The sequence below is a fragment of the Kitasatospora sp. LaBMicrA B282 genome (genome assembly GCF_050325825.1).
In the GTDB taxonomy this organism is placed as follows: domain Bacteria; phylum Actinomycetota; class Actinomycetes; order Streptomycetales; family Streptomycetaceae; genus Kitasatospora.
On record NZ_JBNQTI010000119.1, the window covers coordinates 17080 to 28211 of the forward strand.

10 protein-coding genes are annotated in these 11132 nt (G+C 75.2%); 3 read left to right on the top strand and 7 right to left on the bottom strand.

What is annotated here, in order from left to right; all coding sequences use genetic code 11:
- Positions 1–42 precede the first annotated feature (42 nt).
- Positions 43–888, bottom strand: coding sequence for a cobalt-precorrin-6A reductase (locus ACQRUO_RS27360; RefSeq protein WP_428318745.1), 846 nt, complete (start codon positions 886–888; stop codon positions 43–45).
- 71 nt (positions 889–959) lie between these two features.
- Between ACQRUO_RS27360 and ACQRUO_RS27365 the strand changes: the two genes are divergently transcribed.
- Positions 960–2114: a cobalt-precorrin-5B (C(1))-methyltransferase gene (locus tag ACQRUO_RS27365; protein ID WP_428318746.1), complete on the top strand. Its 1155-nt coding sequence runs from the start codon at positions 960–962 to the stop codon at positions 2112–2114.
- 26 nt (positions 2115–2140) lie between these two features.
- Here the strand turns inward: ACQRUO_RS27365 and cobM are convergent, their stop codons facing one another.
- Together cobM and cbiE are read right to left on the bottom strand one after the other, a co-directional pair.
- Positions 2141–2890: a precorrin-4 C(11)-methyltransferase gene (cobM, locus tag ACQRUO_RS27370; protein ID WP_428318747.1), complete on the bottom strand. Its 750-nt coding sequence runs from the start codon at positions 2888–2890 to the stop codon at positions 2141–2143.
- Between the two features lie 61 nt (positions 2891–2951).
- A complete protein-coding gene (cbiE, locus tag ACQRUO_RS27375) occupies positions 2952–4208 on the bottom strand; it encodes a precorrin-6y C5,15-methyltransferase (decarboxylating) subunit CbiE (RefSeq protein ID WP_428318755.1) in 1257 nt (418 codons plus the stop codon).
- Between the two features lie 316 nt (positions 4209–4524).
- Here cbiE and ACQRUO_RS27380 point away from each other — a divergent pair, with 316 nt between their 5' ends.
- Positions 4525–5433, top strand: a complete 909-nt coding sequence (locus ACQRUO_RS27380) for a DMT family transporter (RefSeq protein ID WP_428318748.1) — start codon at positions 4525–4527, stop codon at positions 5431–5433.
- 16 nt (positions 5434–5449) lie between these two features.
- Here the strand turns inward: ACQRUO_RS27380 and ACQRUO_RS27385 are convergent, their stop codons facing one another.
- Positions 5450–5815 (bottom strand): hypothetical protein, encoded by a 366-nt coding sequence (locus ACQRUO_RS27385; RefSeq protein WP_428318749.1) that lies wholly within the window; start codon positions 5813–5815, stop codon positions 5450–5452.
- 140 nt (positions 5816–5955) lie between these two features.
- Complete coding sequence (locus ACQRUO_RS27390) at positions 5956–7197, bottom strand: glycosyl hydrolase family 8 (RefSeq protein WP_428318750.1); 1242 nt, start codon at positions 7195–7197, stop codon at positions 5956–5958.
- 288 nt (positions 7198–7485) lie between these two features.
- Here ACQRUO_RS27390 and ACQRUO_RS27395 point away from each other — a divergent pair, with 288 nt between their 5' ends.
- A complete protein-coding gene (locus ACQRUO_RS27395) occupies positions 7486–8928 on the top strand; it encodes an FAD-dependent oxidoreductase (protein ID WP_428318751.1) in 1443 nt (480 codons plus the stop codon).
- 200 nt (positions 8929–9128) lie between these two features.
- Here ACQRUO_RS27395 and ACQRUO_RS27400 read toward each other — a convergent pair whose 3' ends face one another.
- Positions 9129–9803, bottom strand: coding sequence for a Tat pathway signal sequence domain protein (locus ACQRUO_RS27400; RefSeq protein ID WP_428318752.1), 675 nt, complete (start codon positions 9801–9803; stop codon positions 9129–9131).
- Positions 9804–9959: 156 nt separating this feature from the next.
- Positions 9960–10883, bottom strand: a complete 924-nt coding sequence (locus tag ACQRUO_RS27405) for a hypothetical protein (protein WP_428318753.1) — start codon at positions 10881–10883, stop codon at positions 9960–9962.
- Positions 10884–11132 lie beyond the last annotated feature (249 nt).

Genomic DNA, 11132 nt, shown 5'->3' on the forward strand with positions numbered 1-11132 from the left:
TCCGCTCCCGGTCCGCCACCGCCGCCGCGGAACGCGCCGACGTTACCGTGACGCGTCGTCGTCACCCGGCCCCAGGGCGCCGGGCGCGGGGGTGCCCGGTGCCGGCGCGCCCAGCCCCAGTGCACCGGGCGCGGGAGTGCCCGGTTCCGGCGCGCCCAGCCCCAGGGCACCCAGCACGGCCGCCACGTCCGGCAGTTCCCGCACCCCGGTGGGCAGCCCGGGGCGGCGCACGATCACCACCGGCAGCCCCAGCTCGCGGGCCACCGCCAACTTGGGTGCGGTGGCCGAGCCGCCGCTGTCCTTGGTGACCAGCAGGTCGATCCGATGCTCGCGGAAGACCGCCCGCTCACCCGCCAGGTCGAACGGCCCGCGCTCCAGCAGCACCGTCAGGTCCGGCGGCAGCGGCGGCTCGGGCGGCTCCACCGAGCGGGCCACCAGGTGCACACCGCGCACCCCGGCGAAGGCGGCCAGGCCCTGCCGCCCGGTGGTCAGCAGCGCCCGCCGACCGAGCGCCGGCAGCGCGGCGGCGGCCGCCGCCAGCGAGTCCACCGGGTGCCACCGGTCGCCGTCCCGGGGGACCCAGCTGGGCCGCCGCAGGGCGAGCAGGGGAACATGGACGGCGGCGGCCGCCTCGGCCGCGTTCCGGCTGATCACCTGGGCGAAGGGATGCGTGGCGTCGATGAGGGTGTCCACCTGCTGCTCGCGCAGCCAGGCGGCCAGGCCCGCCGGGCCGCCGAAGCCCCCCACCCGCACCTCGCCCGGCGGCAGCCGCGGGCTGCTCACCCGCCCCGCCAGCGAACTGGTGACCCGCACCCCGGGGACCGGCGCCAGCGCCTCCGCCAGCTGCCGGGCCTCGGTGGTGCCGCCCAGGATCAGAACGTGCCGCACGGTGCTGCCTTTCGGGATCGGGTCTTCGCAGAACACGGGAGCTTCGGGTCACGCAGGGATGGAGCGTCGGCATGGCTGAGCAGACCTCCGGGCCCACCGGCGGCCGCGCCGAGCAGCTGCGCAGCAGCGGACTGCGCTCCGGCTGGACCACCGGTGCCTGCGCCACCGCCGCCACCACCGCCGCCTACACGGCGCTGCTCACCGGCGGGTTCCCCGACCCGGTGAGCATCACCCTGCCCAAGGGCCAGCAGCCCGCCTTCGCGCTGGCCGGCGAGCAGCTGGAGCCGGGCCGCTCGGCGATGGCGGCCGTGGTCAAGGACGCCGGCGACGACCCGGACGTCACCCACGGCGCCGTGGTGCGGGCCACCGTGCGCCCGGCGGCGCCCGGCAGCGGCGTGCGCTTCAAGGCCGGCCCCGGGGTCGGCACGGTGACCAAGCCGGGCCTGCCACTGCCCGTCGGCGAGCCGGCGATCAACCCGGTGCCGCGGCAGCTGATGCGCGAGGCGGTGGCGAAGGTGGCCGAGCGGCACGGCGGCAGCGGCGACGTGGAGATCGAGATCGCCATCGACGACGGCGCCGAGATCGCCCGCAGCACCTGGAACCCGCGGCTGGGCATCCTCGGCGGCCTCTCGGTGCTCGGCACCACCGGGATCGTGGTGCCCTACTCCTGCTCGGCCTGGATCGACTCGATCCGGCGCGGCGTGGACGTGGCCCGGGCGGCCGGCCGCACCCACGTGGCGGGGTGCACCGGCTCCACCTCGGAGCGGGTCGCGATCGCCGAGCACGGGCTGCCGGAGGACGCGCTGTTGGACATGGGCGACTTCGCGGGGGCAGTGCTCAAGTACCTGCGCCGGCACCCGGTGCCCCGGCTGACCATCGCGGGCGGGTTCGCCAAGCTCTCCAAGCTGGCGGCCGGCCACCTCGACCTGCACTCGGCCCGCTCCCAGGTGGACAAGGGCCTGCTGGCCGAGCTGGCCGCGCTCGGTGGGGCGGACGCGGACCTGGTGGCCGAGGTGGCGGGCGCCAACACCGCGCTGGAGGCGATCCAGCGCTGCCGGGAGGCCGGGGTGCCACTCGGCGACCTGGTGGCCGAGCGGGCCCGGGCCACCGCGCTGGAGGTGCTGCGCGAGGCGCCGGTGGCGGTCGACGTGATCTGCATCGACCGCGCCGGCACGATCGTCGGCCGAGCCGCCCCGCTGGCCAACCGGCCGGGGGCGGGTTCCTGAGCGGCCCGGCCCGGCCGCGCGCTCCCTCATGCCCCGCAGCGGTCCCGCTCCACCGAGTAGAGGTGGCTGTCCGGGAACTGCTCCGCGCCGAGCGTGCGGCCGACCAGGATCACCGCCGTGCGCACCACCCCGGCCGCCTTGACCTGCTCGGCGATGTCGCCCAGGGTGCCGCGCAGCACCAGCTCGTCCGGGCGGCTGGCCAGCGCCACCACCGCGGCCGGGCAGTCGGTGCCGTAGTGCGGGGTGAGCTCGGCGACCACCCGGTCCACGTAGCGGGCGGCCAGGTGCAGCACCAGCAGCGCGCCGCTGCGGCCCAGGGTGGCCAGGTCCTCGCCGGCGGGCATCGGGGTGGCCTGCTGGGCGACCCGGGTGAGGATCACCGTCTGGCCCACCGCCGGCACGGTCAGCTCGCGCTTCAGCGCCGCCGCGGCCGCGGCGAAGGCGGGCACGCCCGGCACCACCTCGTAGGGCACGCCGGCCGCGTCCAGCCGGCGCATCTGCTCGGCCACCGCGCTGAACACCGAGGGGTCGCCGGAGTGCAGCCGGGCCACGTCCTGGCCGGCCCGGTGCGCCGCCAGCAGCTCGGCGGTGATCTGGTCCAGGTTGAGGTTGGCGGTGTCCACCAGCTTGGCACCGGGCGGGCACTGCTCCAGCAGCTCGACCGGCACCAGGCTGCCCGCGTAGAGGCAGACCGCGCAGCGCGCGATGGTCCGGGTGCCGCGCACGGTGATCAGGTCGGCGGCACCGGGGCCGGCACCGATGAAGTAGACGGTCACTTGGCTTCCCCACTCACTCTCGGGTTCAACTGGTCTGGCGTCAACGGCCCTTACGGCCCGCTCAGGTGCCCTGACGACCCACTCGGGTCTTGACGACCGACCACTGGGTCACCGGCATCGCCTGCCGCCACCCGGTGAAGCCGCCCACCGGCACCGCGTGCGCCACCGCGAGGCGCAGCAACTCCCCGCCGTGCCGCCGGTACCACTCGGTGAGCAGCGCCTCCGACTCCAGGGTCACGGTGTTGGCGACCAGCCGGCCGCCCGGCGGCAGCGCCGCCCAGCAGGCCTCCAGCAGGCCGGGGGCGGTGAGGCCGCCGCCGATGAACACCACGTCCGGCGCGGGCAGTTCGGCCAGTGACCCGGGGGCGGCGCCGGTCACCACGCGCAGCCGCGGCACCCCGAGGGCCGCGGCGTTGCGGGTGATCCGGGCGGCCCGCACCGGATCCCGCTCCACGCTGACCGCCTGGCAGGACCGGTGGGCGCGCAGCCACTCGATCGCGATGCTGCCCGAGCCGCCGCCCACGTCCCAGAGCAGTTCGCCGGGCGCCGGGGCGAGCGTCGCGAGCGTGGCTGCACGGACGTGACGCTTCGTCAACTGTCCGTCGCTCTCGTACAGTTCGTCCGGCAGGCCGGGAACGAGCGCGGGCCGCACGGTGTCCGGGTCGGCCCGGCACTCGAGGGCCACCAGGTTCAGCGGGTCGCCGGGCGGCTGCGCCCAGTCCGCGGCGCTGCCGACCGCCCCGATCCGCTCCTGCGCCCCGCCCAGCTGCTCCAGCACCCGCAGCCCGCTCGCCCCGTACCCGCGCTCGCGCAGCAGCGCCGCCACCGCGGCCGGGGTGGCCGCGTCCGCGCTCAGCACCAGCACCCGCCGCCCGTCGAAGAGCGCGCCCGCCAGGGTGGCCGGGTCCCGCCCGACCAGGCTGACCACCGCCGTCTCCTCCACCGCCCAGCCGAGCCGGGCGCAGGCGTGGGAGACCGAGGAGGGGTGCGGCAGCACCCGCAGCCGCTCGGCGCCGAGCTCCTCGGCCAGCGTCCGCCCGATCCCGTAGAACATCGGATCACCGCTGGCCAGCACCGCCACCCGCCGCCCGGCCAGCCGCGCGAACAGTCCGGGCACCGCGGGCCGCAGCGGCGAGGGCCAGGCGATCCGCTCCCCGACCACCTCGGCCGCCGGCAGCAGCGCCAGCTGCCGCGCCCCACCGACCACCGCCCCGGCCGCCCGCAGCGCCACCCGGGAGCTCTCCGCGAGCCCGTCCCAGCCGTCCGCGCCGATCCCCACCACGGTGACCGGCGGTGTCACGGGGGCACTGCTCACCAGGGTCTCCTCCCAGCTCCGGACGCTTTTCCGGGGCAGCCTACCGCCCGGTCACCCCCGAGCCCGGGCCGGTGGGTACGCTGGAGCACATGCCGACGAGTGCCGTTCTGCCGCCTCCCGCCGCCTAGCGCGGGCGGCGAGGCCACTGAAGGACTGACCCCGGGGTGCGACCCCGGGCGGTCGCCGCTGCCCGCGGACGGGAGTACGCGACCAGTTCACGTCTTTCGGTGGGAGAACCCCCTTGTCCGCATCATCCATGCCGGCGTCCCGCGTTCCGGCATCCGTCGAACCCTCCTCGGGCGGCCGGGGTGCCGCCCCGTTGTCCGCCGCCCGCGGGCTGCTCTACCTGCTGCTCTCGGCCGCCTCCTGGGGGACCGCCGGGGCCGCGGCCGCGGTGCTGTTCGGTGCCAGTGGCCTCGGGCCGGTGGCGCTCACCTTCTGGCGGTCGGTGGGTGGCAGCGTGTTGCTGCTGCTCCTGGCGGCCGTCCGGCGCCGGTCGGTGCGGGTGCGCAGCCGGCTCGACCTGGCCGTCAACGGGCTCGGCCTGACGCTCTTCCAGATCGCCTACTTCGAGGCGGTGCGCGGCACCGGCCTGGCCGTGGGCACCGTGGTGACGCTCGGCGTCGCGCCCGTGCTGGTGGCCCTCGGGGCCCGGCCGCTGCTGCGGGAACGGCTGGGCCGGGCCGGTGCGGTGGCGGTGTTCGGGGCGGTCGGCGGGCTGGCCGTGCTGATCCTGGGCGGCGGCGAGGGCGGTGCCGCCGGGCGGGCGGTGCACCCCGGCGGGGTGCTCTGGGCGGTGGCCTCCGGGGCCGGGTACGCCTGCATTACGCTGTACGGGCGGTGGCGGGCCGGTCGGCCCGGGCCGCGCACCGAGGCGCTGACCACCACGCTGCACTCGTTCCTGGTCTGCGCGCTGCTGTTGCTGCCGTTCGCGCTGGTCGAGGGGGTGTGGCCGGCGCCGGGCGGGGCGCTGCGGACGGCCGGGGTGCTGCTCTACCTGGCCGCCGTGCCCACCGCGTTCGGCTACGCGCTGTACTTCACCGGCGTCACCGTGGTGCGGGCCACCACCGCGGCGGTGATCGCGCTGATCGAGCCGGTCAGCGCCACGGTGCTCGCGGTCACCCTGCTCGGTGAGCGGCTGTCGGCCGCCACCCTGGCGGGTGCGGCCGTGCTGTTGCTGTCGGTCACCGCGCTGGCGGTGGCCGAGACCCGGGCGGCCACCGCCTGACCGGTTCCCGGGCCGCTCAGCGCGGATCGACCAGGTCGGTCGCGAAGACCGTGCCGAGCGGCTCGGGGCCCACGTACTGCTGGCAGTTGCACTGCCGCGCCTCGAAGCGCAGCGGCTTGCGGTCGGCGTCCCAGGCGGTGGGGGCCTCGACCTCCTCGTGGCAGCGGCCCTGCTTGTCGTGCTTGGCCAGGTGGTGGGTGCAGCCGCAGACCGGCTCCGGCGGGCGCTTGGCCGCGTCGAGGGCCAACTGGCTGCGTTCGGCGGCGAACTGGAGCTCCAGCTTCCGTTCGTGCCGGGTCTTCAGGGCGCCGCGCATCATCGTGCCGACCTGACCGACGCCGTAGAGCGCCACCGGTACCAGCCACCAGAGCCAGCCGTCCATGTCGTCTTCTCCCCCGTGCGCGAGCGGGCCGCCGGGGTGGCGGCCCGCTCTCGATGTCCTGCTCGAGCCGGTATGAGCCTGCTCGATGTTCTGGGAGAAGTTCTACCCGCTCACCGGCGTCGACGGAACTCGGCGGGCGGTCACGGGCGCCAGTAGTCGCCGGCCATCACCACGTAGACCAGCATCTTGATGGTCTCGCCGTAGTAGCCGTCGCCGAACGGGTTGCCGGACAGCTGCTTCCAGATCGCGTCCGTCCAGGCCTGGTCGCCGGCGGCCATCGCGGCCGGGCCGACCGAGTCGCCGGCCTCCTCGGCCTGGTCCGAGGTCGAGTAGGGGGTGCAGTTGAGCTTGGTGTGCGGGTAGACCTTCTGCGGGTTGCCGCCCGACTCGTGCTTCAGGCAGGCGGCTTCGAGCTTGGCGGTGGCCAGCGAGACCGCCGCGGTGCTGCCGCCGTTGAGCAGCGCGTCGGTGCCCAGGTGCCAGGGGACCCGGATGGAGTTGTAGCCGACGATGTTGTCCGGCTGGTTCTCCTGGTAGTTCGGGGGCGCCGGCTTGGGACTCGCGGTGTTGGCGCCGACCACGAAGTCGGAGAGCAGGCCGTCGCCGGGGGAGTAGGACTTGGTGAAGGAGGAGATCACCGCCTCGGTGCGCTGGACGACCTTGTTCCAGTCGTGCGCCGGGTCGTAGGCGGCGAAGGCGCGCAGGTGGTCGAGCATCATATCGGACGGGCGGGTGTCGGTGGTCGGCCCGTCGTCCTCGCACTTGAGGTGGCCGTCGGGGGCCACGTCGTGGGCGTAGAAGGCGGCCAGCCAGGCCTTGGCGTCGGCGGTGTAGCCGCCCCACTGCCGGTCGGCCAGGATCAGGCCGTAGCCGATGTCGAGGTCGCCGTCGGTGGCGGCGTCGGGGGTGCCGGTGTCGGTGTACTTGCAGGTCCTGCCGTCGAGCTGCCACTGCATCAGGCCGTACTGGTCCTTGTGGTCCTTGACCAGTTGCCAGAGCCCGTTGAACTCGGTCTGCGCGTTGGCGTCGTAGCCGGCCATCAACGGCACGATGTTCATGCCGTAGCCCTGGCCCTCGGAGACCGGCCCGTTGTTCGGGGCGTCGCCGTCGCCCTTGGTGGAGACGTAGTACTCGTTGCTCGCGCAGCCGTGGTGCAGGTAGCCGGCCTTCCAGGAGTCGTACTGCTTCTGCACCGCCGCGTCCCGGGCGGGCTGCGGGGCGGAGGGCATGACCCCGACCTGGTAGGTCACGTGGGTGGGGAAGGGGTGCGCGGCGGTGTGGGCGGCGGCGGCCGCGGGGGCGGCGTCGGAGAGGCCGAGGCCGAGGGTGGCGGTGGCCAGCGCGGTGCCGGCGGCGAGCAGCGGGGTGAGATGACGTGCCATCGGAGACTCCTCGTGGGGGAGGGAGCAGTCGGATGAGCGAAAGTTAGGAAAGCTTCTTAATCAATCCGGTCCATGTCAAGACGTCCGGCGCAGTGGATGATGGTGACCGGACCGAGGTGGGTCGGACTGGGTGGGGCCGAACTGGGCCGGGCTGGGTCGGGCTGGGTCCGACTGGGTTGGACTGGGTCGGGCCGGCCTGGCGGCCGAGTGCAGGCGGGCAGGCGGGCAGGCGGGCAGGCGGGCCGGCGGCCGGACGGTCGGGACGGGAATCGAGACGGGAGTCGGCGCGTGACGGAGCACCTGGTGGTCGTCGGCGGGGATGCGGCCGGGATGTCGGCCGCCTCGCAGGCACGGCGGCGGCGCGGACCCGCGGAGTTGCGGATCACCGCCTTCGAGCGCGGCGGGCACACCTCGTACTCGGCCTGCGGCATCCCCTACTGGGTGGGCGGCGAGGTGGCCGCGGCCACCGAGCTGATCGCCCGCACCCCCGAGCAGCACCGGGCCCGCGGGATCGACCTGCACCTGCACACCGAGGTGACCGAACTCGACCCGGTCGCCCGCCGGGTGCGCAGCCGCGACCTGGCCACCGGCGCGGAACGCTGGACCGACTACGACCAGTTGGTGCTCGCCACCGGCGCCGAACCGGTCCGCCCGCCGTGGGCCCGTGGCGAGGTCCCCGGGGTGCACGCCGTGCACACGCTGCCGGACGGCGCCGCGCTGCTGGACCGGCTCGGCGCGCTGCCGGGGACGGCCCGGGCGGTGGTGGTCGGCGGCGGGTACATCGGCGTCGAGCTGGCCGAGGCCCTCCTGCGGCGCGGCCACCCGGTCACCCTGGTGCACCGCACCCCGGAGCCGATGCCCGGCCTGGACCCCGAGCTGGGCCGGCTGATCCGCCGCGGCATGACGGAGGCGGGCATCGAGGTGGTGCCCGGGGCCGAGGCGCGGGAGCTGCTGCGCGGCGCCGACGGGCGGGTGCGCGCGGTGCGCAGCACGGCCGGCGAGCACCCGGCCGACCTGGTGGTGCTCGGCCTCGGCGTGCGCCCGCGCACCGCACTGGCCCGGGCGGCGGGGCTGCCGCTGGGCGAGCACGGCGGGCTGCTCACCGACGACCGCATGCGGGTGCTGGGCGCGGACGGCGAACCCGTCCCGGGCCTGTGGGCCGGCGGCGACTGCGTGACGGTGCACCACCGGGTCTCCGGGCGGCCGGCGTACGTGCCGCTCGGCACCCACGCCAACAAGCACGGCCTGGTGATCGGCAGCAACCTGGGCGGCGAGCCGGCGGCCTTCCCCGGGGTGGTCGGCACGGCGATCACCAGGTTCCGCCACCTGGAGATCGCCCGCACCGGCCTGAACGAGCGCGAGGCCACGGCGGCCGGTCTCGACTGGACGAGTGCCACGATCGAGTCCACCGTCCACGCCGGCTACTACCCGGACGCCGAGCGGATGACCGTCAAGCTGCTGGCCGAGCGTGGCGGCGGGCGGCTGCTCGGCCTGCAGATCGTGGGCGGCACCGGGTCGGCCAAGCGGATCGACGTCGCGGCGGTGGCGTTGGCGGCCGGGCTGACGGTGGGGGAGCTGGTCTTCCAGGACCTGGCGTACGCGCCGCCGTTCTCCCCGGTCTGGGACCCGGTGCTGGTGGCGGCCCGGAAGGTGGCGGGCCGGATGGGGGTGGGCGGCACGGGGGTGGGCGGGACGGGGGCGGGCGGCACGGACGAGGGGCGGCGGCCGTGATCTCCCTCGTCCGGACGCGCCGGCGCAGTACACCGGGACCGGTGGTTCGCGTTGGTGGGGCGCCGCGGTATCCCTCTCTGTGAGGACGAAGGGCCGGCGGAGTTCCAGGACGAGCGGTGAGGGGAGGCGGGCCGAGATGCTGTGCGGGCCCCGCCGCGGCCGGGTGGTCGCGGCGGGGGCGAGGGAGGCTGCGGGGCAGGTCAGTTGACGTACACCGCCGGGCTGCCGGCCTGGCTGGTGTCCTGGACCGGGCCGTAGGAGGCGGTGAAGTAGCCGGCGCTGAAGCAGGTGCCGGGGCCGCTGCTGAGCGTGAAGGACTGGTTGGCGAAGGAGATGGCCTGGGCGGTGTTGTCGGTGGTGCCGGACAGGCTGCTGGGGCTGGCCTGGTAGGTGCAGCTGACCGAGCCGAGCAGGGTGTCCAGGTTGATGGTGGTCTGGATCGGTCCGGTGCTTCCGGGGCTGAGCGTGACGGGGTTGCCGCTGGCATCGCTGACGTTGTTGGTGTAGCTCAGGTTGTCCACGGTGATGCTGGAGACATCCATCACGCCCGGGATGTTGACGGCGGTGCAGTTGTCGAAGGTCTGGCTGCCGAGCGTCTCCACGGCGGTGCCGGGCGCGCTCGGGTTGCTGGTGACGGTGGCGTTGAACGAGGAGGTCGAGCACTGCACCCCGGTGCCGCCGTCGGAGGTGGAGTAGAGGGTGGCGACGGTGCCGCTCTGCAGCGCGGCGGTCAGCTGGTCGCCGACGGCGACGGGGCTGCCCCCCACGCCGCCGTAGGTCAGCACGGAGGGCGAGTCGGCGGAGGCGGGCAGGACGGTCAGGGCGGCGAGGGCAGCGGCGGCGACGGCCGCGCCGAGGTGGCGGTGGATGCGCACGAGGGGTTCCTCATCTTCTTCCGGTGGAGCCGGTTGCGGTGGAGCGGCTTGCGGTGATGCGGAGGCGCGGTGGTGCGCCTTGCGGTGGTGCGGACGTGCGGTTCTCGTGCGCGCGGTGGGTGGCTCGCACGGGTCGTGGGGGCGGTGCGGCGACGGTCAGTGCCCGGCGGAGGCGCCGAAGGCGGCGGTCAGGTCGCTCAGGCTGGTGTCGAGGGCGAGCGAGGTGTCGCTCTGCTGGAAGGTCACCGAGCCCTGGCCGGCGCCCGCGGGCAGGCCCATGGTCCAGTCGATGATCGGGTCCAGGATGCCGCCGAGGCCGCAGCCGGAGGCACCGGGGACGGAGAAGGTGTTGTCCACCAGCGTCGCGCCGGTGAAGGAGGCGACCAGTGCCCGGTGCCCGTGCGGGTCGGGGGTGATCGCGATGTGGCCGGGGTTGCCGGTCATCGGCTTGGCGGGTGCCGGTGGGGCGGTGGTGCCGGTGGTGGGGCGCAGCAGGATCGGCGAGCTGTCCGAGCCGAGGTAGCAGTCGTCGCCGAAGAACAGGTTGGACAGGTGCAGTTTGACCGGCAGTTGGAACACCGGGTACGACTCTCCGGCCGCCAGCGGGGTGAACTTCGTGACCGGACCGGCGAGTTCGACCTGGGCGAAGATGCTGGTGATGCCCGGCAGGATGTTCACGATGCCGGGGATGGTGATCTGGGCCGGCTGGGCGTCCAGCAGGTCGGCGCCGCTGGGAGCCACAGTGGCGTACTGGTTGGCGCTGCTGCCGTCGGGGAAGGTGACCTTCGGGGCGGACTTGTCCCAGTAGACCCCGAACTGCAGGGTGATCGGCGAGGTGAGCGGCACGGTCGTGGACCCGATGGTGAAGCTTCCGGAGTTGGTGACCGAGAGGACGCAGCCGACCTGGAGGTCGGTCGGGTCGGTCAGGGCTGGCGCGCCGAGCGGGCAGTTGCCCATCCCGGTGTACGGGCCGCCCGGTGCGGTGGCGGGGGCGGCCTGGGCGGGGAGCGCGGTGGCCAGCAGCACGGTGCCGGCGGCCAGGGCGAGGGCGGGCAGCAGGCGCAGGGGCGTTCGGGGCACGGGGGACTCCTCGGGGCACGGCGGGTGGTGGGGCGTGCGGCGGGGCCGGAGCGGGCAGGGTGGGCAGGCAGGCAGTGGGGGCGGGGAGGGCAGGGCAGTGCGGGGCGGGCGGGCGGGGCCGGCCGGGCCGTCTGACGGCCGGTCCGCCGAGCGGTCCGGGCGGTCCGTCGAGTGGTCATGGGGCGGCGGGCTGGCCACGCGGGGGACCTCCAGGGCGCGGGACGGACGGGTGGATGCACCGGTGGTGCA